Origin of the sequence: Salmonella sp. SAL04214 (assembly GCF_046550615.1) — a bacterium.
GTDB lineage: Bacteria > Pseudomonadota > Gammaproteobacteria > Enterobacterales > Enterobacteriaceae > Salmonella > Salmonella enterica.
Genome location: NZ_JBGDXT010000011.1, coordinates 1 through 22,191, shown reverse-complemented (window position 1 = coordinate 22,191; position 22,191 = coordinate 1). Strand labels below are relative to the sequence as shown.

Annotated in this window: 29 protein-coding genes, 2 tRNA genes and 1 pseudogene; 29 read left to right on the top strand and 3 right to left on the bottom strand. The window is 45.1% G+C overall.

Annotation, left to right across the window (positions count from 1 at the left end; genetic code table 11):
- The 29 genes from spiA (at position 1) to ssaU (ending at position 21,087) form a co-directional block, all read left to right on the top strand.
- Positions 1-1,494 (top strand): SPI-2 type III secretion system protein SpiA, encoded by a 1,494-nt coding sequence (gene spiA, locus ACLJQD_RS17640; RefSeq protein ID WP_000261286.1) that lies wholly within the window; start codon positions 1-3, stop codon positions 1,492-1,494.
- Positions 1,475-2,686 (top strand): SctD family type III secretion system inner membrane ring subunit SsaD, encoded by a 1,212-nt coding sequence (gene ssaD / locus ACLJQD_RS17635; protein WP_000323780.1) that lies wholly within the window; start codon positions 1,475-1,477, stop codon positions 2,684-2,686. Before spiA ends, ssaD begins: the two co-directional genes overlap by 20 nt.
- Positions 2,687-2,693: 7 nt before the next feature.
- Positions 2,694-2,936: a YscE family type III secretion system co-chaperone SsaE gene (ssaE, locus tag ACLJQD_RS17630; protein ID WP_000210204.1), complete on the top strand. Its 243-nt coding sequence runs from the start codon at positions 2,694-2,696 to the stop codon at positions 2,934-2,936.
- Between the two features lie 262 nt (positions 2,937-3,198).
- On the top strand, positions 3,199-3,525 hold the full coding sequence (gene sseA, locus ACLJQD_RS17625) for an SPI-2 type III secretion system chaperone SseA (protein WP_023182094.1): 327 nt from the start codon (positions 3,199-3,201) through the stop codon (positions 3,523-3,525).
- A gap of 6 nt (positions 3,526-3,531) precedes the next feature.
- Positions 3,532-4,122 (top strand): SPI-2 type III secretion system translocon protein SseB, encoded by a 591-nt coding sequence (gene sseB, locus ACLJQD_RS17620; RefSeq protein WP_000094429.1) that lies wholly within the window; start codon positions 3,532-3,534, stop codon positions 4,120-4,122.
- Complete coding sequence (sscA, locus tag ACLJQD_RS17615) at positions 4,119-4,592, top strand: SycD/LcrH family type III secretion system chaperone SscA (protein WP_017441015.1); 474 nt, start codon at positions 4,119-4,121, stop codon at positions 4,590-4,592. Before sseB ends, sscA begins: the two co-directional genes overlap by 4 nt.
- 2 nt (positions 4,593-4,594) lie before the next feature.
- A complete protein-coding gene (locus tag ACLJQD_RS17610) occupies positions 4,595-6,049 on the top strand; it encodes a type III secretion system translocon protein (RefSeq protein ID WP_017441016.1) in 1,455 nt (484 codons plus the stop codon).
- A gap of 15 nt (positions 6,050-6,064) precedes the next feature.
- Positions 6,065-6,652: an SPI-2 type III secretion system translocon protein SseD gene (gene sseD / locus ACLJQD_RS17605; protein WP_017441017.1), complete on the top strand. Its 588-nt coding sequence runs from the start codon at positions 6,065-6,067 to the stop codon at positions 6,650-6,652.
- 2 nt (positions 6,653-6,654) lie between these two features.
- Complete coding sequence (gene sseE / locus ACLJQD_RS17600; RefSeq protein WP_000249609.1) at positions 6,655-7,071, top strand: LcrR family type III secretion system chaperone SseE; 417 nt, start codon at positions 6,655-6,657, stop codon at positions 7,069-7,071.
- A gap of 51 nt (positions 7,072-7,122) precedes the next feature.
- Complete coding sequence (gene sscB / locus ACLJQD_RS17595; protein ID WP_000979962.1) at positions 7,123-7,557, top strand: SycD/LcrH family type III secretion system chaperone SscB; 435 nt, start codon at positions 7,123-7,125, stop codon at positions 7,555-7,557.
- A gap of 15 nt (positions 7,558-7,572) precedes the next feature.
- The gene (sseF, locus tag ACLJQD_RS17590) at positions 7,573-8,355 is read left to right on the top strand and encodes a type III secretion systems effector SseF (protein WP_017441018.1); all 783 of its coding nucleotides are present in this window, start codon (positions 7,573-7,575) and stop codon (positions 8,353-8,355) included.
- Positions 8,352-9,041 (top strand): pathogenicity island 2 effector protein SseG, encoded by a 690-nt coding sequence (sseG, locus tag ACLJQD_RS17585; protein WP_000805837.1) that lies wholly within the window; start codon positions 8,352-8,354, stop codon positions 9,039-9,041. Before sseF ends, sseG begins: the two co-directional genes overlap by 4 nt.
- A 93-nt stretch (positions 9,042-9,134) precedes the next feature.
- Complete coding sequence (ssaG, locus tag ACLJQD_RS17580; RefSeq protein ID WP_000350226.1) at positions 9,135-9,350, top strand: type III secretion system needle filament protein SsaG; 216 nt, start codon at positions 9,135-9,137, stop codon at positions 9,348-9,350.
- On the top strand, positions 9,328-9,618 hold the full coding sequence (locus ACLJQD_RS17575; protein WP_017441019.1) for an EscG/YscG/SsaH family type III secretion system needle protein co-chaperone: 291 nt from the start codon (positions 9,328-9,330) through the stop codon (positions 9,616-9,618). Before ssaG ends, ACLJQD_RS17575 begins: the two co-directional genes overlap by 23 nt.
- 11 nt (positions 9,619-9,629) lie before the next feature.
- Positions 9,630-9,878, top strand: a complete 249-nt coding sequence (ssaI, locus tag ACLJQD_RS17570) for a SctI family type III secretion system inner rod subunit SsaI (RefSeq protein ID WP_023194623.1) — start codon at positions 9,630-9,632, stop codon at positions 9,876-9,878.
- Positions 9,875-10,624 (top strand): SPI-2 type III secretion system apparatus lipoprotein SsaJ, encoded by a 750-nt coding sequence (gene ssaJ / locus ACLJQD_RS17565; protein ID WP_000868145.1) that lies wholly within the window; start codon positions 9,875-9,877, stop codon positions 10,622-10,624. The genes ssaI and ssaJ overlap by 4 nt, the downstream gene beginning before the upstream one ends.
- Positions 10,625-10,641: 17 nt before the next feature.
- Positions 10,642-11,190, top strand: coding sequence for a type III secretion system domain-containing protein (locus tag ACLJQD_RS17560; RefSeq protein WP_015405965.1), 549 nt, complete (start codon positions 10,642-10,644; stop codon positions 11,188-11,190).
- A complete protein-coding gene (ssaK, locus tag ACLJQD_RS17555) occupies positions 11,187-11,861 on the top strand; it encodes an SPI-2 type III secretion system apparatus protein SsaK (RefSeq protein ID WP_000011191.1) in 675 nt (224 codons plus the stop codon). Before ACLJQD_RS17560 ends, ssaK begins: the two co-directional genes overlap by 4 nt.
- The gene (ssaL, locus tag ACLJQD_RS17550; RefSeq protein WP_017441020.1) at positions 11,827-12,843 is read left to right on the top strand and encodes an SPI-2 type III secretion system apparatus protein SsaL; all 1,017 of its coding nucleotides are present in this window, start codon (positions 11,827-11,829) and stop codon (positions 12,841-12,843) included. The genes ssaK and ssaL overlap by 35 nt, the downstream gene beginning before the upstream one ends.
- A gap of 57 nt (positions 12,844-12,900) precedes the next feature.
- A complete protein-coding gene (gene ssaM / locus ACLJQD_RS17545; protein WP_000383700.1) occupies positions 12,901-13,269 on the top strand; it encodes an SPI-2 type III secretion system apparatus protein SsaM in 369 nt (122 codons plus the stop codon).
- Positions 13,254-15,299, top strand: coding sequence for an SPI-2 type III secretion system apparatus protein SsaV (ssaV, locus tag ACLJQD_RS17540; RefSeq protein WP_017441021.1), 2,046 nt, complete (start codon positions 13,254-13,256; stop codon positions 15,297-15,299). The genes ssaM and ssaV overlap by 16 nt, the downstream gene beginning before the upstream one ends.
- On the top strand, positions 15,289-16,590 hold the full coding sequence (gene ssaN / locus ACLJQD_RS17535; protein WP_017441022.1) for a SctN family type III secretion system ATPase SsaN: 1,302 nt from the start codon (positions 15,289-15,291) through the stop codon (positions 16,588-16,590). Before ssaV ends, ssaN begins: the two co-directional genes overlap by 11 nt.
- A 2-nt stretch (positions 16,591-16,592) precedes the next feature.
- Positions 16,593-16,970 carry an SPI-2 type III secretion system apparatus protein SsaO gene (ssaO, locus tag ACLJQD_RS17530; RefSeq protein WP_000449089.1) on the top strand — a complete coding sequence of 126 codons (378 nt, stop codon included), beginning with the start codon at positions 16,593-16,595 and terminating at the stop codon, positions 16,968-16,970.
- The gene (gene ssaP, locus ACLJQD_RS17525; RefSeq protein WP_017441023.1) at positions 16,951-17,325 is read left to right on the top strand and encodes an SPI-2 type III secretion system apparatus protein SsaP; all 375 of its coding nucleotides are present in this window, start codon (positions 16,951-16,953) and stop codon (positions 17,323-17,325) included. Before ssaO ends, ssaP begins: the two co-directional genes overlap by 20 nt.
- Entirely contained in the window at positions 17,306-18,274 is a 969-nt protein-coding gene (gene ssaQ / locus ACLJQD_RS17520; RefSeq protein ID WP_017441024.1) for an SPI-2 type III secretion system cytoplasmic ring protein SsaQ, read from the top strand. The genes ssaP and ssaQ overlap by 20 nt, the downstream gene beginning before the upstream one ends.
- Positions 18,275-18,341: 67 nt before the next feature.
- The gene (gene ssaR / locus ACLJQD_RS17515) at positions 18,342-18,989 is read left to right on the top strand and encodes an SPI-2 type III secretion system export apparatus protein SsaR (RefSeq protein ID WP_000056367.1); all 648 of its coding nucleotides are present in this window, start codon (positions 18,342-18,344) and stop codon (positions 18,987-18,989) included.
- Complete coding sequence (gene ssas / locus ACLJQD_RS17510) at positions 18,986-19,252, top strand: SPI-2 type III secretion system apparatus protein SsaS (protein ID WP_000999982.1); 267 nt, start codon at positions 18,986-18,988, stop codon at positions 19,250-19,252. Before ssaR ends, ssas begins: the two co-directional genes overlap by 4 nt.
- The gene (gene ssaT, locus ACLJQD_RS17505; RefSeq protein WP_000068770.1) at positions 19,253-20,032 is read left to right on the top strand and encodes an SPI-2 type III secretion system apparatus protein SsaT; all 780 of its coding nucleotides are present in this window, start codon (positions 19,253-19,255) and stop codon (positions 20,030-20,032) included.
- Positions 20,029-21,087 carry an SPI-2 type III secretion system apparatus protein SsaU gene (gene ssaU / locus ACLJQD_RS17500; RefSeq protein ID WP_017441025.1) on the top strand — a complete coding sequence of 353 codons (1,059 nt, stop codon included), beginning with the start codon at positions 20,029-20,031 and terminating at the stop codon, positions 21,085-21,087. The genes ssaT and ssaU overlap by 4 nt, the downstream gene beginning before the upstream one ends.
- 158 nt (positions 21,088-21,245) lie before the next feature.
- On the opposite strand, the gene ACLJQD_RS17495 is transcribed toward ssaU, so the two are convergent.
- From ACLJQD_RS17495 to mdtK, 3 genes and pseudogenes are all read right to left on the bottom strand, one after another.
- Positions 21,246-21,322: transfer RNA gene (locus ACLJQD_RS17495), tRNA-Val, on the bottom strand.
- 10 nt (positions 21,323-21,332) lie between these two features.
- Positions 21,333-21,409 (bottom strand) — tRNA-Val (locus ACLJQD_RS17490).
- 151 nt (positions 21,410-21,560) lie between these two features.
- Positions 21,561-22,115 (bottom strand): annotated as a pseudogene (gene mdtK, locus ACLJQD_RS17485) (multidrug efflux MATE transporter MdtK); the annotation flags it as partial.
- Positions 22,116-22,191: the final 76 nt, after the last annotated feature.

Here is a 22,191-nt window from a genome sequence, read left to right as displayed (position 1 = left end):
ATGGTAGTAAATAAACGTTTAATCTTAATTTTACTATTTATACTCAATACAGCAAAGAGTGATGAGTTATCATGGAAAGGTAATGACTTCACCCTTTATGCCAGACAAATGCCATTAGCAGAGGTTTTACATCTGCTCTCAGAGAACTATGATACGGCTATTACTATTAGCCCATTGATAACAGCTACATTTAGTGGAAAAATTCCGCCTGGACCACCGGTCGATATTTTGAATAACCTGGCAGCACAATATGATTTGCTTACCTGGTTTGATGGCAGCATGTTATATGTATATCCTGCATCGTTATTAAAACATCAGGTTATCACTTTCAATATTTTATCTACTGGGCGGTTCATTCATTACTTACGCAGCCAGAATATCCTTTCATCACCGGGATGCGAGGTTAAAGAAATTACCGGTACCAGAGCTGTGGAGGTGAGCGGTGTTCCCAGCTGTCTGACTCGTATTAGTCAATTAGCTTCAGTGCTGGATAATGCGTTAATCAAACGAAAAGACAGTGCGGTGAGTGTAAGTATATACACGCTTAAGTATGCCACTGCGATGGATACCCAATACCAATATCGCGATCAGTCCGTCGTGGTTCCTGGGGTCGTGAGTGTATTGCGTGAGATGAGTAAAACCAGCGTCCCGGCGTCATCGACGAACAATGGTTCACCCGCTACACAGGCATTGCCCATGTTTGCTGCCGACCCACGCCAGAATGCAGTGATCGTTCGTGATTATGCGGCCAATATGGCCGGGTATCGGAAACTCATCACAGAATTAGATCAACGCCAGCAGATGATAGAGATTTCGGTGAAAATTATCGATGTTAATGCTGGAGATATTAACCAGTTAGGCATCGACTGGGGAACGGCAGTGTCGCTGGGTGGCAAGAAAATTGCGTTCAATACAGGTTTGAATGACGGCGGTGCTAGCGGTTTTTCAACGGTAATCAGCGATACCTCAAACTTTATGGTGCGTTTGAATGCCCTGGAAAAAAGCTCTCAGGCTTATGTACTTTCCCAGCCATCTGTGGTGACTTTAAATAATATCCAGGCTGTGCTGGATAAAAATATTACTTTCTATACCAAACTGCAGGGAGAAAAAGTGGCTAAACTTGAATCCATCACTACGGGTTCTTTGTTGCGCGTTACACCTCGCTTGTTAAATGACAATGGCACGCAAAAAATAATGCTTAATCTTAATATTCAGGATGGACAACAAAGTGATACGCAAAGCGAAACAGATCCGCTACCCGAAGTGCAAAATTCTGAAATTGCTTCGCAAGCCACATTATTGGCCGGACAAAGTCTATTGCTGGGAGGATTTAAACAAGGTAAACAAATCCACTCGCAAAACAAAATCCCTTTATTGGGCGATATTCCTGTCGTAGGCCATTTGTTTCGCAATGATACGACTCAAGTACATAGTGTAATCAGGCTGTTTTTGATTAAAGCCTCAGTAGTAAATAATGGCATATCTCATGGTTAATCCAAAGAACTCCTGGAAAATACGTTTTTTAGGTCACGTTTTACAAGGCCGGGAAGTATGGCTGAATGAAGGTAACCTGTCACTGGGGGAGAAAGGATGCGATATTTGTATTCCGCTTACTATAAATGAAAAAATTATTCTGAGAGAACAGGCAGATAGTTTATTTGTTGATGCCGGGAAAGCCAGAGTTAGAGTTAATGGCCGCAGATTTAATCCAAATAAGCCGCTACCATCCAGTGGGGTTTTGCAGGTTGCGGGAGTGGCTATCGCGTTTGGTAAACAGGATTGTGAACTTGCTGATTATCAAATACCCGTTTCCAGATCAGGGTACTGGTGGTTGGCTGGCGTATTCTTGATTTTCATCGGTGGAATGGGTGTCCTGTTAAGTATTGGCGGTCAGCCTGAAACGGTAAATGATTTACCTTTGCGGGTTAAGTTTTTATTAGACAAAAGCAATATTCATTATGTGCGGGCGCAATGGAAAGAAGATGGAAGCCTGCAGTTGTCCGGTTATTGCGCGTCAAGCGAACAGATGCAAAAGGTGAGAGCGACTCTCGAATCATGGGGGGTCATGTATCGGGATGGTGTAATCTGTGATGACTTATTGATACGAGAAGTGCAGGATGTTTTGATAAAAATGGGTTACCCGCATGCTGAAGTATCCAGCGAAGGGCCGGGAAGCGTGTTAATTCATGATGATATACAAATGGATCAGCAATGGCGTAAGGTTCAACCATTACTTGCAGATATTCCCGGGTTATTGCACTGGCAGATTAGTCATTCTCATCAGTCTCAGGGGGATGATATTATTTCTGCGATAATAGAGAACGGTTTAGTGGGCCTTGTCAATGTTACGCCAATGCGGCGCTCTTTTGTTATCAGTGGTGTCCTGGATGAATCTCATCAACGCATTTTGCAAGAAACGTTAGCAGCATTAAAGAAAAAGGACCCCGCTCTTTCTTTAATTTATCAGGATATTGCGCCTTCTCATGATGAAAGCAAGTATCTGCCTGCGCCAGTGGCTGGCTTTGTACAGAGTCGCCATGGTAATTACTTATTACTGACGAATAAAGAGCGTTTACGTGTAGGGGCATTGTTACCCAATGGGGGAGAAATTGTCCATCTGAGTGCCGATGTGGTAACGATTAAACATTATGATACTTTGATTAACTATCCATTAGATTTTAAGTGAGTGGAAAATGACAACTCTGACCCGGTTAGAAGATTTGCTGCTTCATTCGCGTGAAGAGGCCAAAGGCATAATTTTACAATTAAGGGCTGCCCGGAAACAGTTAGAAGAGAACAACGGTAGGTTACAGGATCCGCAGCAATATCAGCAAAACACCTTATTGCTTGAAGCGATCGAGCAGGCCGAAAATATCATCAACATTATTTATTATCGTTACCATAACAGCGCACTTGTAGTGAGTGAGCAAGAGTAAAGTAAAAATATCTTAGAGCCTATCCCACCAGGCGTTATTGGCGCAGCCAGCCTGGACACGGACAGCGCGCAAAAACCGGAGCGTACACGTAGCACGTGAGGTTTGACTCGCTACGCTCGCCCTTCGGGCCGCCGCTAGCGGCGTTCAAAACGCTAACGCGTTTTGGCGAGCACTGCCCAGGACCAAAATGGCAAGTAAAATAGCCCTAATGGGATAGGCTCTTAGTTAGCACGTTAATTATCTATCGTGTATATGGAGGGGAATGATGATAAAGAAAAAGGCTGTGTTTAGTGAATATCGTGATTTAGAGCAAAGTTACATGCAGCTAAATCACTGTCTTAAAAAATTTCACCAAATCCGGGCTAAGGTGAGTCAACAGCTTGCTGAAAGGGCAGAGAGCCCCAAAAAAAGCAGAGAGACAGAGAGTATTCTTCATAACCTATTTCCACAAGGCGTTGCCGGGGTTAACCAGGAGGCCGAGAAGGATTTAAAGAAAATAGTAAGTTTGTTTAAACAACTTGAAGTACGACTGAAACAACTTAATGCTCAAGCCCCGGTGGAGATACCGTCAGGAAAAACAAAAAGGTAAAGCATAATGTCTTCAGGAAACATCTTATGGGGAAGTCAAAACCCTATTGTGTTTAAAAATAGTTTCGGCGTTAGCAACACTGATACCGGGGGGCAGGATGACTTATCCCAGCAAAATCCGTTTGCCGAAGGGTATGGTGTTTTGCTTATTCTCCTTATGGTTATTCAGGCTATTGCAAACGATAAATTTATTGAAGTCCAGAAGAACGCTGAACGTGCCAGAAATACCCAGGAAAAGTCAAATGAGATGGATGAGGTGATTGCTAAAGCAGCCAAGGGAGATGCTAAAACCAAAGAGGAGGTGCCTGAGGACGTAATTATATACATGCGTGAACACGGTATTCTCATCGATGGTCTGACCATTGATGAATATATGGCTAAATATGGCGATCATGGGAAGCTGGATAAAGGTGGTCTACAGGCGGTCAAAGCGGCTTTGGATAACGATGCCAACCGGAATACCGATCTTATGAGTCAGGGGCAGATAATAATTCAAAAAATGTCTCAGGAGCTTAACGCTGTCCTTACCCAACTGACGGGGCTTATCAGTAAGTGGGGGGAGATTTCCAGTATGATAGCGCAGAAAACGTACTCATGAAAAAAGACCCGACCCTACAACAGGCACATGACACGATGCGGTTTTTCCGGCGTGGCGGCTCGCTGCGTATGTTGTTGGATGACGATGTTACACAGCCGCTTAATACTCTGTATCGCTATGCCATGCAGCTTATGGAGGTAAAAGAGTTCGCCGGCGCAGCGCGACTTTTTCAATTGTTGACGATATATGATGCCTGGTCATTTGACTATTGGTTTCGGTTAGGGGAATGCTGCCAGGCTCAAAAACATTGGGGGGAAGCGATATACGCTTATGGACGCGCGGCACAAATTAAGATTGATGCGCCGCAGGCGCCATGGGCCGCAGCGGAATGCTACCTCGCGTGTGATAACGTTTGTTATGCAATAAAAGCGTTAAAGGCCGTGGCGCGTATTTGCGGCGAGGTCAGTGAACATCAAATCCTCCGATTGCGTGCAGAAAAGATGTTACAGCAACTTTCTGACAGGAGCTAAAAATGAATCGAATTCACAGTAATAGCGATAGCGCCGCAGGAGTAACCGCCTTAACACATCATCACTTAAGCAATGTCAGTTGCGTTTCCTCGGGTTCGCTGGGAAAGCGCCAGCATCGTGTGAATTCTACTTTTGGCGATGGCAACGCCACGTCTCTGCTATCAGGGAAAATTAGTCTTCAGGAGGCAAGCAATGCGTTGAAGCAACTGCTTGATGCCGTACCCGGAAATCATAAGCGTCCATCATTGCCTGACTTTTTGCATATCAATCCCACTGTTTTATCAATGATGATGACGACATTAATACTCAACGTCTTTGGTAATAACGCTCAATCGTTATGCCAACAGCTTGAGCGGGCAACTGAGGTGCAAAATGCATTACGTAATAAGCAGGTAAAGGAGTATCAGGAGCAGATCCAGAAAGCGATAGAGCAGGAGGATAAAGCGCGTAAAGCGGGCATTTTTGGCGCTATTTTTGACTGGATTACCGGCATATTTGAAACTGTGATTGGCGCCTTAAAAGTTGTGGAGGGTTTTCTGTCCGGTAATCCCGCAGAAATGGCTAGCGGCGTAGCTTATATGGCCGCAGGTTGTGCAGGAATGGTTAAAGCCGGAGCCGAAACGGCAATGATGTGCGGTGCTGACCACGATACCTGTCAGGCGATTATTGACGTGGCAAGTAAAATTCAAGTTGGTTGTGAAGTCGTCGCGATGGCACTGGATGTTTTCCAGATTGGTCGTGCTTTTATGGCGACGAGAGGCTTATCTGGCGCAGCTGAAAAAGTGCTTGGCTCCAGTTTAGGCGAAGAAATGGTTGAGCGTATGGTTGGTGCAGGGGAAGCAGAAATAGAGGAGTTGGCTGAAAAATTTGGCGAAGAGGTGAGCGAAAATTTTTCCAAACAATTTGAGGCGATTGAGCGTGAAATGGTTTCGCCGGGCGAGATGGAAGAGGAGTCTGCTGAGTTTTCTCGTAAGGTAGAAAATAATATGACGCGAAGCGCGGGAAAAAGTTTTACGAAAGAGGGGGTGAAAGCCATGGCAAAAGAAGCGGCAAAAGAAGCCCTGGAAAAATATGCGCAAGAAGGGGGAAAGTTTCTGTTAAAAAATTTTCGTAATAAAGTTCTCTGGAATATGTTCAAAAAAATCCTGTATGCCTTACTGAGGGATTGTTCATTTAAAGGCTTACAGGCTATCAGATGTGCAACCGAGGGCGCCAATCAGATGAATACTGGCATGGTTAACACAGAAAAAGCGAAGCTCGAAAAGAAAATAGAGCAATTAATAACTCAGCAACGGTTTCTGGATTTCATAATGCAACAAACGGAAGACCAAAAAAAGATAGAACAAAAACGCTTAGAGGAGCTTTATAAGAGTAGCGGTGCCGCGCTTAGAGATGTATTAGATACCATTGATCACTATAGTAGCGTTCAGGCGAGAATAGCTGGCTGTCGCGCTTAATCTGAGGATAAAAATATGGAAGCGAGTAACGTAGCACTGGTATTACCAGCGCCTTCCTTGTTAACGCCTTCTTCCACTCCATCTCCCTCCGGGGAGGGAATGGGTACTGAATCAATGCTTCTGTTATTTGATAATATCTGGATGAAGCTAATGGAGCTTGCCAAAAAGCTGCGCAATATCATGCGCGACTATAACGTAGAAAAACAACGACTGTCCTGGGAACTGCAAGTCAATGTTTTACAGACGCAAATGAAAACAATTGATGAAGCGTTTAGAGCATCAATGATTACTGCGGGTGGCGCAATATTGTCGGGAGTGCTGACGATAGGATTAGGGGCCGTAGGCGGGGAAAGCGGTCTTATAGCGGGTCAAGCCGTAGGACACACTGCTGGGGGAGTCATGGGCCTGGGGGCCGGTGTAGCGCAACGTCAAAGTGATCAAGATAAAGCGACTGCCGACCTGCAACAAAATGGGGCCCAATCTTATAATAAATCCCTGACGGAAATTATGGAGAAAGCAGGTGAAATTATGCAGCAAATCATCGGTGTGGGGTCGTCACTGGTCGCGGTTCTTGCTGAAATACTCCGGGCATTAACGAGGTAAACATGGTGCAAGAAATAGAGCAATGGTTGCGTCGGCATCAGGTGTTTACTGAGCCTGCATATTTAGGGGAGACCGCTATATTACTTGGGCAGCAGTTTATATTATCGCCTTACCTGGTGATCTATCGTATTGAGGCAAAAGAAATGATTATTTGTGAGCTCAGGCGCTTGACGCCCGGGCAACCTCGACCACAGCAATTGTTTCACTTACTGGGACTTTTACGCGGGATATTTGTGCATCACCCGCAGTTAACATGTTTAAAGATGTTGATAATCACCGACGTTCTGGATGAAAAAAAAGCCATGCTACGCAGGAAATTATTGCGTATCCTGACAGTAATGGGAGCGACCTTTACACAGCTTGATGGCGATAACTGGACAGTTTTATCCGCCGAGCATCTTATCCAGCGACGTTTTTAAATAACCTTCCTGACGTAAATCATTATCACGTGAAAATAACAATCAATAGGTATGATGATGAAAGAAGATCAGAAAAATAAAATACCCGAAGACATTCTGAAACAGCTATTATCCGTTGATCCGGAAAGCGTTTATGCCAGTGGTTACGCCTCATGGCAGGAGGGGGATTATTCGCGCGCCGTAATCGATTTTAGTTGGCTGGTGATGGCCCAGCCATGGAGTTGGCGTGCCCATATTGCATTGGCTGGCACCTGGATGATGCTTAAAGAATACACGACAGCCATTAATTTCTATGGACATGCCTTGATGCTGGATGCCAGCCATCCAGAACCGGTTTACCAAACGGGCGTCTGTCTCAAAATGATGGGGGAACCCGGGTTGGCGAGAGAGGCTTTTCAAACCGCAATCAAGATGAGTTATGCGGATGCCTCATGGAGTGAGATTCGCCAGAATGCGCAAATAATGGTTGATACTCTTATTGCTTAAATAACAGAACGAAATATGAAAATTCATATTCCGTCAGCGGCAAGCAATATAGTCGATGGTAATAGTCCTCCTTCCGATACACAAGCGAAGGAGGCATCGTTTCCTCCCCCTGAAATTCCAGCCCCTGGCACCCCCGCAGCCCCTGTGCTGCTTACGCCTGAACAAATAAGGCAGCAGAGGGATTATGCTATACATTTTATGCAATACACTATTCGTGCGCTGGGCGCGACAGTCGTGTTTGGATTATCGGTTGCTGCAGCGGTAATTTCTGGCGGGGCAGGATTACCCATTGCTATTCTTGCGGGGGCGGCGCTCGTGATTGCTATTGGGGATGCTTGCTGTGCGTATCATAATTATCAATTGATATGTCAGCAAAAGGAGCCGTTACAAACCGCCAGTGATAGCGTTGCTCTTGTGGTCAGTGCGCTGGCCTTAAAATGTGGGGCAAGTCTTAACTGCGCTAACACCCTTGCTAATTGTCTTTCTTTATTAATACGTTCAGGAATCGCTATTTCTTCGTTGGTTATACAACTACAGTTTCCACTGCCCGCCGCTGAAAATATAGCGGCCTCTTTGGACATGGGGAGTGTAATTACCTCCGTTAGCCTGACGGCGATAGGTGCGGTACTGGATTATTGCCTTGCCCGCCCCTCTGGCGACGATCAGGAAAATTCTGTTGATGAACTTTATGCCGATCCCAGTGCGTTATTGGCGGAACAAATGGCATCGCTCTGCCAATCTGCTACTACACCTGCATTAATAGACAGTTCTGGTCATACATCTCAGGGAGAACCATGAAACCTGTTAGCCCAAATGCTCAGGTAGCAGGGCAACGTCCTGTTAACGCGCCTGAGGAATCACCTCCATGTCCCTCATTGCCACATCCGGAAACCAATATGGAGAGTGGTAGAATAGGTCCTCAACAAGGAAATGAGCGGTTATTGGCCGGACTTGCGAAACGAGTGATAGAGTGTTTTCCAAAAGAAATTTTTAGTTGGCAAACGGTCATTTTGGGCGGACAGATTTTATGCTGTTCCGCTGGAATAGCATTAACAGTGCTAAGTGGTGGAGGCGCACCGCTCTTAGCCCTGGCGGGAATTGGCCTTGCTATTGCCATCGCGGATGTCGCCTGTCTTATCTACCATCATAAACATCATTTACCTATGGCTCACGACAGTATAGGCAATGCCGTTTTTTATATTGCTAATTGTTTCGCCAATCAACGCAAAAGTATGGCGATTGCTAAAGCCGTCTCCCTGGGCGGTAGATTAGTCTTAACCGCGACGGTAATGACGCATTCATACTGGAGTGGTAGTTTGGGACTACAGCCTCATTTATTAGAGCGACTTAATGATATTACCTACGGACTAATGGGTTTTACTCGCTTCGGTATGGATGGGATGGCAATGACCGGTATGCAGGTCAGCAGCCCATTATATCGTTTGTTGGCTCAGGTGACGCCAGAACAACGTGCGCCGGAGTAATCGTTTTCAGGTATATACCGGATGTTCATTGCTTTCTAAATTTTGCTATGTTGCCAGTATCCTTACGATGTTTTTATTTTAAGGAAAAGCATTATGGATATTGCACAATTAGTGGATATGCTCTCCCACATGGCGCACCAGGCAGGCCAGGCTATTAATGACAAAATGAATGGTAATGATTTGCTCAACCCAGAATCGATGATTAAAGCGCAATTTGCCTTACAGCAGTATTCTACATTTATTAATTACGAAAGTTCACTGATCAAAATGATCAAGGATATGCTTAGTGGAATCATTGCTAAAATCTGAATTTATTAGCGACGATGTTCGACGGTTGTTGCTGGAAATCATGTTTGCGGGCGTTAACCATAGCCTGATTTCCCAGGTACATGCGATGTTACCAGCGCTAACGGTTATTGTTCCGGATAAAAAATTACAGTTGGTATGTCTGGCATTATTATTGGCGGGTTTAAATGAGCCGCTAAAAGCCGCAAAAATTTTATCGGATATTGATTTGCCAGAGGCTATGGCGCTGCGCCTGTTATTTCCTGCACCAAATGAGGGATTTGAAAATTGAATATTTCTGATATGAGCGTAGTGCCTGTAAGCACTCAATCTTATGTAAAGTCCTCTGCAGAACCGAGCCAGGAGCAAATTAATTTTTTTGAACAATTGCTGAAAGATGATGCATCCACCAGTAACGCCAGTGCTTTATTACCGCAGGTTATGTTGACCAGTCAAATGGATTATATGCAGTTAACGGTAGGCGTCGATTATCTTGCCAGAATATCAGGCGCAGCATCGCAAGCGCTTAATAAGCTGGATAGCATGACATGAAGGTTCAGCGTATAGTATTTCTTACTGTCCTTACGTTCTTTCTTACGGCATGTGATGTGGATCTTTATCGCTCATTGCCAGAAGATGAGGCGAATCAAATGCTGGCATTACTTATGCAGCATCATATTGATGCGGAAAAAAAACAGGAAGAGGATGGTGTAACCTTACGTGTCGAGCAGTCGCAGTTTATTAATGCGGTTGAGCTACTTAGACTTAACGGTTATCCGCATCGGCAGTTTACAACGGCGGATAAGATGTTTCCGGCTAATCAGTTAGTGGTATCACCCCAGGAAGAACAGCAGAAGATTAATTTTTTAAAAGAACAAAGAATTGAAGGAATGCTGAGTCAGATGGAGGGCGTAATTAATGCAAAAGTGACCATTGCGCTACCGACTTATGATGAGGGAAGTAACGCTTCTCCGAGCTCAGTTGCCGTATTTATAAAATATTCACCTCAGGTCAATATGGAGGCCTTTCGGGTAAAAATTAAAGATTTAATAGAGATGTCAATCCCTGGGTTGCAATACAGTAAGATTAGTATCTTGATGCAGCCTGCTGAATTCAGAATGGTACCTGACGTACCCGCGAGACAAACATTCTGGATTATGGACGTGATCAACGCCAATAAAGGGAAGGTGGTGAAGTGGTTGATGAAATACCCTTATCAGTTGATGTTATCGTTGACAGGACTGTTATTAGGAGTGGGCATCCTGATCGGCTATTTTTGCCTGAGACGCCGTTTTTGAGCCGACCTGATCCCGAGGTGTTGCAACTTTATCGTTATTTCTGGCAACCTGCTCGTTACGCTGTACCGGAATGGCTGGATAAGCTGGGTTTTCATCCTTCAAACTGCTGGCGTTATGGCGATCGGCCCGAGTTGGATCTTCTTCTTGACAGAGCGTTAAATAGACTAAGAGGAAGCTCTGTTATTCCAGCTTGTTTAAATGACAGGCAAAAACGGCAGGTTCGTCTTGCGCCGCGTATATCGGCATTTGCCTTTGGGCTGGGATTATTCAAACTCAGGTGTAGTGACTATTTTATGCTACCAGAGTATCGGCAATTGCTTCTACAGTGGTTTAGCGAGGATGAGATCTGGCAGCTATATGGTTGGTTGGGGCAAAGAGATGGCAAATTACTTCCTCCGCAAGTGATGCAACAAACTGCATTGCAGATCGGTACCGCCATTCTTAATCGGGAAGCGCATGATGATGCGGTTTTACATGCGCTATTAGTATTATTACCCCCTCCGCAGCGTATACTTTGGCCGAAGACTTCTCTTACCGAGATTATCTTCATGGAGCATTTGCTATGAGTTTTACTTCACTTCCTCTGACGGAAATTAACCATAAGCTACCCGCTCGAAATATTATTGAGTCACCGTGGATAACATTACAATTAACTTTATTTGCACAAGAGCAACAAGCTAAGAGAGTTTCACATGCTATTGTGAGCTCCGCTTACCGTAAGGCTGAAAAAATCATCCGAGACGCCTATCGTTATCAGCGTGAACAGAAAGTTGAGCAGCAACAAGAACTAGCGTGGTTGCGTAAAAATACGCTGGAAAAAATGGAAGTGGAATGGCTGGAACAGCATGTAAAACATTTACAAGAAGATGAAAATCAATTTCGTTCATTGGTCGATCAAGCAGCGCATCATATTAAAAATAGTATAGAACAGGTTCTGTTGGCCTGGTTCGACCAACAGTCGGTAGACAGTGTTATGTGCCATCGTCTGGCACGCCAGGCCACGGCTATGGCGGAAGAGGGAGCGCTTTATTTGCGTATTCATCCTGAAAAAGAGGCATTGATGCGTGAAACTTTTGGCAAGCGGTTTACGTTGATTATCGAGCCTGGTTTCTCTCCCGATCAGGCTGAACTTTCCTCAACACGATATGCCGTTGAATTTTCACTTTCTCGTCATTTCAACGCGTTACTGAAATGGTTACGTAATGGTGAAGATAAAAGAGGTAGCGATGAATATTAAAATTAATGAGATAAAAATGACGCCCCCTACAGCATTTACCCCTGGTCAGGTTATAGAGGAACAAGAGGTTATTTCGCCTTCAATGTTAGCTCTCCAGGAGTTACAGGAAACGACGGGGGCAGCGCTCTATGAGACGATGGAAGAAATAGGAATGGCGCTGAGTGGTAAACTGCGCGAAAGTTATAAATTCACGGATGCTGAGAAACTGGAGCGCAGACAGCAGGCTTTGCTGCGTTTGATAAAACAAATACAGGAGGATAATGGGGCAACGTTGCGCCCGCTTACCGAAGAGAATAGTGATCCTGATTTACAGAATGCGTATCAAATTATCGCTCTTGCAATGGCGCTTACTGCCGACGGGTTGTCAAAAAAGAAAAAACGCGATTTGCAATCGCAACTGGATACGCTTACAGCGGAGGAGGGATGGGAACTTGCCGTTTTTAGTTTACTGGAACTTGGCGAAGTGGATACCGCTACGCTGTCCTCGCTGAAGCGTTTTATGCAACAGGCGATAGACAACGATGAAATGCCCTTATCGCAGTGGTTCAGACGCGTGGCAGACTGGCCGGATCGCTGTGAACGGGTCCGTATTTTGCTAAGAGCAATAGCCTTTGAACTTAGCATATGCATCGAACCCTCGGAGCAAAGTCGTTTGGCCGCAGCATTAGTACGTTTGCGTCGTTTGTTGTTATTCCTTGGCCTTGAAAAAGAGTGCCAGCGTGAGGAGTGGATTTGCCAGTTGCCGCCTAATACATTACTGCCGCTACTACTCGATATCATTTGTGAGCGTTGGCTTTTCAGTGATTGGTTGCTTGATAGACTTACCGCTATAGTTTCTTCATCGAAGATGTTCAATCGGTTACTCCAACAACTTGATGCGCAGTTTATGCTGATACCCGATAACTGTTTTAACGACGAAGATCAACGTGAACAAATTCTCGAAACGCTTCGTGAAGTAAAGGTAAATCAGGTTTTATTCTGATACCTGGCTTTCAATATTTAGGTAAATTGGCGTTCTGGCTCATCATGAGGCGGCAGGATGGATTGGGATCTCATTACTGAACGTAATATTCAGCTTTTTATTCAATTAGCAGGATTAGCTGAACGGCCTTTAGCAACCAATATGTTCTGGCGGCAAGGACAATATGAAACCTATCTAAACTATCATAACGGTCGTATTCACTTATGTCAGATACTCAAGCAAACCTTCTTAGACGAAGATCTGCTTTTTAAAGCCTTAACTCACTGGAAACCTGCAGCGTTCCAGGGTATTCCTCAGCGATTATTTTTGTTGCGCGATGGGCTTGCAATGAGCTGTTCTCCTCCTCTTTCCAGCTCCGCCGAGCTCTGGTTACGATTACATCATCGACAAATAAAATTTCTGGAGTCGCAATGCGTTCATGGTTAGGTGAGGGAATCAGGGCGCAACAGTGGCTCAGTGTATGCGCGGGTCGGCAGGATATGGTTCTGGCGACGGTGTTATTAATCGCTATTGTGATGATGCTGTTACCTTTACCGACCTGGATGGTTGATATCCTGATTACTATCAACCTTATGTTTTCAGTGATCCTGCTCTTAATTGCTATTTATCTTAGTGACCCTCTCGATTTATCGGTATTTCCGTCTTTATTACTTATTACTACATTATATCGTTTGTCACTCACAATCAGCACATCACGGCTGGTACTGTTACAACATAATGCCGGTAATATTGTGGATGCTTTCGGTAAGTTTGTCGTAGGAGGAAATCTCACCGTTGGGCTGGTCGTATTTACCATCATTACTATCGTGCAGTTTATTGTCATTACAAAAGGTATCGAGAGGGTGGCGGAAGTTAGCGCGCGTTTCTCGCTTGATGGGATGCCAGGCAAACAAATGAGTATCGATGGCGATTTGCGTGCCGGAGTTATCGATGCAGACCATGCCCGTACATTAAGACAGCACGTCCAGCAGGAAAGCCGCTTTCTCGGTGCGATGGACGGTGCGATGAAATTTGTTAAAGGCGATACGATTGCCGGTATTATTGTTGTTCTGGTGAACATTATCGGCGGTATCATTATCGCTATCGTGCAATATGATATGTCGATGAGTGAGGCTGTTCACACTTATAGCGTACTGTCAATCGGAGATGGTTTATGTGGGCAAATTCCATCGCTGCTGATTTCCCTTAGCGCGGGAATTATTGTCACCCGTGTTCCGGGTGAGAAACGCCAGAACCTGGCGACAGAGTTGAGTTCTCAAATTGCCAGACAACCTCAGTCGCTCATATTAACCGCTGTGGTTTTAATGCTCCTCGCTTTAATTCCTGGCTTTCCTTTTATCACTCTCGCTTTCTTTTCAGCGTTGTTAGCATTGCCAATTATCCTCATTCGCCGCAAAAAGTCTGTGGTTTCCGCAAATGGCGTCGAAGCACCGGAAAAAGATAGTATGGTTCCCGGCGCATGTCCTCTAATCTTACGTCTTACCCCGACGTTACATTCTGCCGACCTGATTCGTGATATTGACGCCATGAGATGGTTTTTATTTGAGGATACCGGCGTCCCTCTCCCTGAGGTGAATATTGAGGTTTTGCCTGAACCCACCGAAAAATTGACGGTACTGCTATATCAGGAACCCGTATTTAGTTTATCTATTCCCGCCCAGGCGGATTATTTATTGATAGGCGCGGACGCTAGTGTGGTGGGTGACAGCCAGACGTTACCGAACGGGATGGGACAGATCTGTTGGCTTACAAAAGAGATGGCCCATAAGGCGCAAGGTTTTGGACTGGACGTTTTCGCGGGCAGCCAACGTATCTCTGCCTTATTAAAATGTGTCCTGCTTCGGCATATGGGAGAGTTTATTGGTGTTCAGGAAACGCGTTATCTAATGAATGCGATGGAAAAAAACTACTCTGAGCTGGTGAAAGAGCTTCAACGCCAGTTACCCATTAATAAAATCGCTGAAACTTTGCAGCGGCTTGTATCAGAGCGGGTTTCTATTAGAGATTTACGTCTTATTTTCGGCACCTTAATTGACTGGGCGCCACGTGAAAAAGATGTCCTGATGTTGACAGAATATGCCCGTATCGCGCTTCGCCGTCATATTCTGCGTCGTCTTAATCCGGAAGGAAAACCGCTGCCGATTTTGCGGATCGGCGAAGGTATTGAGAACCTCGTGCGTGAATCCATTCGCCAGACGGCAATGGGGACCTATACTGCGCTGTCGTCTCGTCATAAGACGCAGATCCTGCAACTTATCGAGCAGGCGCTGAAGCAGTCAGCCAAATTATTCATTGTCACTTCTGTCGACACCCGACGTTTCTTGCGAAAAATTACAGAAGCCACCTTGTTCGACGTACCGATTTTGTCATGGCAGGAATTAGGAGAGGAGAGCCTTATACAAGTGGTAGAAAGTATTGACCTTAGCGAAGAGGAGTTGGCGGACAATGAAGAATGAATTGATGCAACGTCTGAGGCTGAAATATCCGCCCCCCGATGGTTATTGTCGATGGGGCCGAATTCAGGATGTCAGCGCAACGTTGTTAAATGCGTGGTTGCCTGGGGTATTTATGGGCGAGTTGTGCTGTATAAAGCCTGGGGAAGAACTTGCTGAAGTCGTGGGGATTAATGGCAGCAAAGCTTTGCTATCTCCTTTTACGAGTACTATCGGACTTCACTGCGGGCAGCAAGTGATGGCCTTAAGGCGACGCCATCAGGTTCCCGTGGGCGAAGCGTTATTAGGGCGAGTCATTGATGGTTTTGGTCGTCCCCTTGATGGCCGCGAACTGCCCGACGTCTGCTGGAAAGACTATGATGCAATGCCTCCTCCCGCAATGGTTCGACAGCCTATCACTCAACCATTAATGACGGGGATTCGCGCTATTGATAGCGTTGCGACCTGTGGCGAAGGGCAACGAGTGGGTATTTTTTCTGCTCCTGGCGTGGGGAAAAGCACGCTTCTGGCGATGCTGTGTAATGCGCCAGACGCAGACTGCAATGTTCTGGTGTTAATTGGTGAACGTGGACGAGAAGTCCGCGAGTTCATCGATTTTACACTGTCTGAAGAGACCCGAAAACGTTGTGTCATTGTTGTCGCAACCTCTGACAGACCCGCCTTAGAGCGAGTGAGGGCACTGTTTGTGGCCACCACGATAGCAGAATTTTTTCGCGATAATGGAAAGCGAGTCGTCTTGCTTGCCGACTCACTGACGCGTTATGCCAGGGCCGCGCGGGAAATCGCTCTGGCCGCCGGAGAGACCGCGGTTTCTGGAGAATATCCGCCAGGCGTATTTAGTGCATTGCCACGACTTTTAGAACGTACAGGAATGGGGGGAAAAGGCAGTATTACCGCATTTTATACGGTACTGGTGGAAGGCGATGATATGAATGAGCCGTTGGCGGATGAAGTCCGTTCACTGCTTGACGGACATATTGTGCTATCCCGGCGGCTTGCAGAGAGGGGGCATTATCCTGCCATTGACGTGTTGGCAACGCTCAGCCGCGTTTTTCCAGTCGTTACCAGCCATGAGCATCGTCAACTGGCGGCGATATTGCGACGGTGCCTGGCGCTTTACCAGGAGGTTGAACTGTTAATACGCATTGGGGAATACCAGCGAGGAGTTGATACAGATACTGACAAAGCCATTGATACCTATCCGGATATTTGCACATTTTTGCGACAAAGTAAGGATGAAGTATGCGGACCCGAGCTACTCATAGAAAAATTACACCAAATACTCACCGAGTGATCATGGAAACTTTGCTGGAGATAATCGCGCGGCGTGAAAAGCAATTACGCGGCAAACTTACCGTACTTGATCAGCAGCAACAGGCGATTATTACTGAACAGCAGATTTGCCAGACGCGCGCTTTAGCAGTGTCTACCAGACTGAAAGAATTAATGGGCTGGCAAGGTACGTTATCTTGTCATTTATTGTTGGATAAGAAACAACAAATGGCCGGGTTATTCACTCAGGCGCAGAGCTTTTTGACGCAACGGCAGCAGTTAGAGAATCAGTATCAGCAGCTTGTCTCCCGGCGAAGCGAATTACAAAAGAATTTTAATGCGCTTATGAAAAAGAAAGAAAAAATTACTATGGTATTAAGCGATGCGTATTACCAAAGTTGAGGGAAGTCTTGGGTTGCCATGCCAGTCTTATCAGGATGATAACGAGGCGGAGGCGGAACGTATGGACTTTGAACAACTCATGCACCAGGCATTACCCATTGGTGAGAATAATCCTCCTGCAGCATTGAATAAGAACATGGTTTTCACGCAACGTTATCGTGTTAGTGGCGGTTATCTTGACGGTGTAGAGTGTGAAGTATGTGAATCAGGGGGGCTAATCCAGTTAAGAATCAATGTCCCTCATCATGAAATTTACCGTTCGATGAAAGCGCTAAAGCAGTGGCTGGAGTCTCAGTTGCTGCATATGGGGTATATAATTTCCCTGGAGATATTCTATGTTAAGAATAGCGAATGAAGAGCGTCCGTGGATGGAGATGCTTCCAACGCAAGGCGCTACCATTGGTGAGCTGACATTGAGTATGCAACAATATCCAGTACAGCAAGGGACATTATTTACCATAAATTATCATAATGAGCTGGGTAGGGTGTGGATTGCAGAACAATGCTGGCAGCGCTGGTGTGAAGGGTTAATTGGCACCGCTAATCGATCGGCTATCGATCCTGAATTGCTATATGGAATAGCTGAATGGGGGCTGGCGCCGTTATTGCAAGCCAGTGATGCCACCCTCTGTCAGAACGAACCGCCAACATCCTGCAGTAATCTACCACATCAGCTAGCGTTGCATATTAAATGGATAGTTGAAGAACATGAGTTCCATAGCATTATTTTTACATGGCCAACGGGTTTTTTGCGCAATATAGTCGGAGAGCTTTCTGCTGAGCGTCAACAGATTTATCCTGCTCCTCCTATTGTAGTCCCTGTATATTCAGGCTGGTGCCAGCTTACATTAATTGAACTTGAGTCTATCGAAATCGGCATGGGCGTTCGGATTCATTGCTTTGGCGACATCAGACTCGGTTTTTTTGCTATTCAACTACCAGGGGGAATCTACGCAAGGGTATTGCTGACAGAGGATAACACGATGAAATTTGACGAATTAGTCCAGGATATCGAAACGCTACTTGCGTCAGGGAGCCCAATGTCAAAGAGTGACGGAACGTCTTCAGTCGAACTTGAGCAGATACCACAACAGGTGCTCTTTGAGATCGGACGTGCGAGTCTGGAAATTGGACAATTACGGCAACTTAAAACGGGGGACGTTTTGCCTGTAGGTGGATGTTTTGCGCCAGAGGTGACGATAAGAGTAAATGACCGTATTATTGGGCAAGGTGAGTTGATTGCCTGTGGCAATGAATTTATGGTGCGTATTACACGTTGGTATCTTTCCAAAAATACAGCGTAAACCTGATAAGAAAAATAATATGCGAACAATATAATAGCGTTCCAGGTCGTGTCATGAGAGATACAGTATGTCTTTACCCGATTCGCCTTTGCAACTGATTGGTATATTGTTTCTGCTTTCAATACTGCCTCTCATTATCGTCATGGGAACCTCTTTCCTTAAACTGGCGGTGGTATTTTCGATTTTACGAAATGCTCTGGGTATTCAACAAGTTCCCCCAAATATCGCACTGTATGGCCTTGCGCTTGTACTTTCCTTATTCATTATGGGGCCGACGCTATTGGCTGTAAAAGAGCGCTGGCATCCGGTTCAGGTCGCTGGCGCTCCTTTCTGGACGTCTGAGTGGGACAGTAAAGCATTGGCGCCTTATCGACAGTTTTTGCAAAAAAACTCTGAAGAAAAGGAAGCCAATTATTTTCGGAATTTGATAAAACGAACCTGGCCTGAAGACATAAAAAGAAAGATAAAACCTGATTCTTTGCTCATATTAATTCCGGCATTTACGGTGAGTCAGTTAACGCAGGCGTTTCGGATTGGATTACTTATTTATCTTCCCTTTCTGGCTATTGACCTGCTTATTTCAAATATACTGCTGGCTATGGGGATGATGATGGTGTCGCCGATGACCATTTCATTGCCGTTTAAGCTGCTAATATTTTTACTGGCAGGCGGTTGGGATCTGACACTGGCGCAATTGGTACAGAGCTTTTCATGAATGATTCTGAATTGACGCAATTTGTAACGCAACTTTTATGGATCGTCCTGTTTACGTCTATGCCGGTGGTGTTGGTGGCATCGGTAGTTGGTGTCATCGTAAGCCTTGTTCAGGCCTTGACTCAAATACAGGACCAAACGCTACAGTTCATGATTAAATTATTGGCAATTGCAATAACCTTAATGGTCAGCTACCCATGGCTTAGCGGTATCCTGTTGAATTATACCCGGCAGATAATGTTACGAATTGGAGAGCATGGTTGAATGGCACAACAGGTAAATGAGTGGCTTATTGCATTGGCTGTGGCTTTTATTCGACCATTGAGCCTCTCTTTATTACTTCCCCTATTAAAAAGTGGCAGTTTAGGGTCCGCGCTTTTACGTAATGGCGTGCTTATGTCACTTACCTTTCCCATATTACCAATCATTTACCAGCAGAAGATTATGATGCATATTGGTAAAGATTACAGTTGGTTAGGGTTAGTCACCGGAGAGGTGATTATTGGTTTTTTAATTGGGTTTTGTGCGGCGGTTCCCTTTTGGGCCGTTGATATGGCGGGGTTTCTGCTTGATACTTTACGTGGCGCGACAATGGGTACGATATTCAATTCTACAATGGAAGCTGAAACCTCACTTTTTGGCTTGCTTTTCAGCCAGTTTTTGTGTGTTATTTTCTTTATAAGCGGCGGCATGGAGTTTATATTAAACATTCTGTATGAGTCATACCAATATTTACCACCGGGGCGTACTTTATTATTTGACCGGCAATTTTTAAAATATATCCAGGCAGAGTGGAGAACACTTTATCAATTATGCATCAGTTTTTCTGTTCCTGCCATAATATGTATGGTATTAGCCGATCTGGCTTTAGGTCTTTTAAATCGGTCGGCACAACAATTGAATGTATTTTTCTTCTCAATGCCGCTCAAAAGTATATTAGTTTTACTAACGCTCCTGATCTCATTCCCTTATGCTCTTCATCACTATTTGGTTGAAAGCGATAAATTTTATATTTATCTGAAAGACTGGTTCCCATCTGTATGAGCGAGAAAACAGAACAGCCTACAGAAAAGAAATTACGTGATGGCCGTAAGGAAGGGCAGGTCGTCAAAAGTATTGAAATAACATCATTATTTCAGCTGATTGCGCTTTATTTGTATTTTCATTTCTTTACTGAAAAGATGATTTTGATACTGATTGCGTCAATAACTTTCACATTACAATTAGTAAATAAACCATTTTCTTATGCATTAACGCAATTGACTCATGCTTTGATAGAGTCATTGACTTCTGCACTGCTGTTTCTGGGCGCAGGGGTAATAGTTGCTACTGTGGGTAGCGTGTTTCTTCAGGTGGGGGTGGTTATTGCCAGCAAGGCCATTGGTTTTAAAAGCGAGCATATAAATCCGGTAAGTAATTTTAAGCAGATATTCTCTTTACATAGCGTAGTGGAATTATGTAAATCCAGCCTGAAAGTTATCATGCTATCTCTTATCTTTGCCTTTTTCTTTTATTATTATGCCAGTACTTTTCGGGCGCTTCCGTACTGTGGGTTAGCCTGTGGCGTGCTTGTGGTTTCTTCTTTAATAAAATGGTTATGGGTAGGGGTGATGGCTTTTTATATCGTCGTTGGCATTCTGGACTATTCTTTTCAATATTATAAGATTAGAAAAGATCTAAAAATGAGTAAAGATGACGTAAAACAGGAGCATAAAGATCTGGAGGGAGACCCTCAAATGAAGACACGGCGTCGGGAAATGCAGAGTGAAATACAAAGTGGGAGTTTAGCTCAATCTGTTAAACAATCCGTTGCGGTAGTGCGTAATCCAACGCATATTGCGGTTTGTCTTGGCTATCACCCCACCGATATGCCAATACCACGCGTTCTGGAAAAAGGCAGTGATGCTCAAGCTAACTATATTGTTAACATCGCTGAACGTAACTGCATCCCCGTTGTTGAAAATGTTGAGCTGGCCCGCTCATTATTTTTTGAAGTGGAACGTGGAGATAAAATTCCTGAAACGTTATTTGAACCCGTTGCAGCCTTGTTACGTATGGTGATGAAGATAGATTATGCGCATTCTACCGAAACACCATAAATGCCTTTGGTATGCTTCTTCAAGACACTGCGAAGGTTAAGAGGGGTAATAGCGTATAGAGCAGCGCTTGACGATAAAGGTGAGAGACTGAAAATAATCGCTTTTAGGCTGACACCAGCACCAGATAGCGTATTATAAACTTAAACAAGATAATGGATTGGTGCGTCTGAATGGACTCGAACCATCGACCCCCACCATGTCAAGGTGGTGCTCTAACCAACTGAGCTACAGACGCATTAAAATGATGGTGCGTTCAATTGGACTCGAACCAACGACCCCCACCATGTCAAGGTGGTGCTCTAACCAACTGAGCTATGAACGCAACGTTGTAGGTGACAACGGGGACGAATATTAGCGTCACAACCGCAATGAGGCAAGAGGGAAATCGCAATTTTCTTCTTGAAATCACCTGATTGCGGTGGAAATATGCAACATGTCGAGAAAATAGCCGCCATGCGACGGCTATCGTCGTATTATCGCGCAGCGCGCTGCAAAATGATGGCGGACGGCTGACGTTGTAGATAGCGCATCCGTAGCATCATTAACACCGCCGCCGAGGTCAGGCCGATGATGAACCCCATCCAGAAGCCTGCCGGTCCCATACGATCCACCACCAAATCCGTTAACGCCAGGATATAACCGCTGGGTAAACCTAACACCCAGTAGGCGGTAAAGGTGATAAAAAAGATGGAACGCGTATCTTTATAACCGCGCAGAATACCGCTGCCGATAACCTGTATAGAGTCGGAAATCTGGTAAACCGCAGCGAGCAGCATTAATTGCGCGGCAAGCGCCACGACCTCAGGGTTGTCATTGTAAAGCAAAGCAATATGCTTACGCAGAGTCACGGTAAAGATCGCGGTAACCACAGCCATACAAATACCGACGCCTAAACCGGTACGCGCTGCGGTTTGCGCATCCAGCGTTGAGCCCTGGCCCAGACGATAACCCACTCGAATTGTTACCGCCGCAGCCAGCGACATCGGCAGCACGAACATCAGCGAGCTAAAGTTAAGCGCAATCTGATTGTAAGTATCCCGCATAATCGTGCCATTCACATTTAGAGATCATCCGGCATAATCAATCTGCCAACGAAGGAGATCG

What these genes read in the sequence shown, in the direction of transcription:
- ssaR (WP_000056367.1), top strand. Translation starts at nt 18,342, where the DNA reads ATGTCTTTACCCGATTCGCCTTTGCAACTGATTGGTATATTGTTTCTG.
- ssaE (WP_000210204.1), top strand. Translation starts at nt 2,694, where the DNA reads ATGACAACTCTGACCCGGTTAGAAGATTTGCTGCTTCATTCGCGTGAA.
- sscB (WP_000979962.1), top strand. Translation starts at nt 7,123, where the DNA reads ATGATGATGAAAGAAGATCAGAAAAATAAAATACCCGAAGACATTCTG.
- ssaP (WP_017441023.1), top strand. Translation starts at nt 16,951, where the DNA reads ATGCGTATTACCAAAGTTGAGGGAAGTCTTGGGTTGCCATGCCAGTCT.
- sseB (WP_000094429.1), top strand. Translation starts at nt 3,532, where the DNA reads ATGTCTTCAGGAAACATCTTATGGGGAAGTCAAAACCCTATTGTGTTT.
- sseE (WP_000249609.1), top strand. Translation starts at nt 6,655, where the DNA reads ATGGTGCAAGAAATAGAGCAATGGTTGCGTCGGCATCAGGTGTTTACT.
- ssaT (WP_000068770.1), top strand. Translation starts at nt 19,253, where the DNA reads ATGGCACAACAGGTAAATGAGTGGCTTATTGCATTGGCTGTGGCTTTT.
- ssaJ (WP_000868145.1), top strand. Translation starts at nt 9,875, where the DNA reads ATGAAGGTTCAGCGTATAGTATTTCTTACTGTCCTTACGTTCTTTCTT.
- sseF (WP_017441018.1), top strand. Translation starts at nt 7,573, where the DNA reads ATGAAAATTCATATTCCGTCAGCGGCAAGCAATATAGTCGATGGTAAT.
- ssaI (WP_023194623.1), top strand. Translation starts at nt 9,630, where the DNA reads ATGAGCGTAGTGCCTGTAAGCACTCAATCTTATGTAAAGTCCTCTGCA.
- ssaD (WP_000323780.1), top strand. Translation starts at nt 1,475, where the DNA reads ATGGCATATCTCATGGTTAATCCAAAGAACTCCTGGAAAATACGTTTT.
- sseA (WP_023182094.1), top strand. Translation starts at nt 3,199, where the DNA reads ATGATGATAAAGAAAAAGGCTGTGTTTAGTGAATATCGTGATTTAGAG.
- ssaL (WP_017441020.1), top strand. Translation starts at nt 11,827, where the DNA reads ATGGTGAAGATAAAAGAGGTAGCGATGAATATTAAAATTAATGAGATA.
- ACLJQD_RS17610 (WP_017441016.1), top strand. Translation starts at nt 4,595, where the DNA reads ATGAATCGAATTCACAGTAATAGCGATAGCGCCGCAGGAGTAACCGCC.
- ssaN (WP_017441022.1), top strand. Translation starts at nt 15,289, where the DNA reads ATGAAGAATGAATTGATGCAACGTCTGAGGCTGAAATATCCGCCCCCC.
- sseG (WP_000805837.1), top strand. Translation starts at nt 8,352, where the DNA reads ATGAAACCTGTTAGCCCAAATGCTCAGGTAGCAGGGCAACGTCCTGTT.
- sscA (WP_017441015.1), top strand. Translation starts at nt 4,119, where the DNA reads ATGAAAAAAGACCCGACCCTACAACAGGCACATGACACGATGCGGTTT.
- ssas (WP_000999982.1), top strand. Translation starts at nt 18,986, where the DNA reads ATGAATGATTCTGAATTGACGCAATTTGTAACGCAACTTTTATGGATC.
- sseD (WP_017441017.1), top strand. Translation starts at nt 6,065, where the DNA reads ATGGAAGCGAGTAACGTAGCACTGGTATTACCAGCGCCTTCCTTGTTA.
- ssaV (WP_017441021.1), top strand. Translation starts at nt 13,254, where the DNA reads ATGCGTTCATGGTTAGGTGAGGGAATCAGGGCGCAACAGTGGCTCAGT.
- ssaU (WP_017441025.1), top strand. Translation starts at nt 20,029, where the DNA reads ATGAGCGAGAAAACAGAACAGCCTACAGAAAAGAAATTACGTGATGGC.
- ssaQ (WP_017441024.1), top strand. Translation starts at nt 17,306, where the DNA reads ATGTTAAGAATAGCGAATGAAGAGCGTCCGTGGATGGAGATGCTTCCA.
- spiA (WP_000261286.1), top strand. Translation starts at nt 1, where the DNA reads ATGGTAGTAAATAAACGTTTAATCTTAATTTTACTATTTATACTCAAT.
- ssaO (WP_000449089.1), top strand. Translation starts at nt 16,593, where the DNA reads ATGGAAACTTTGCTGGAGATAATCGCGCGGCGTGAAAAGCAATTACGC.
- ssaK (WP_000011191.1), top strand. Translation starts at nt 11,187, where the DNA reads ATGAGTTTTACTTCACTTCCTCTGACGGAAATTAACCATAAGCTACCC.
- ssaG (WP_000350226.1), top strand. Translation starts at nt 9,135, where the DNA reads ATGGATATTGCACAATTAGTGGATATGCTCTCCCACATGGCGCACCAG.
- ssaM (WP_000383700.1), top strand. Translation starts at nt 12,901, where the DNA reads ATGGATTGGGATCTCATTACTGAACGTAATATTCAGCTTTTTATTCAA.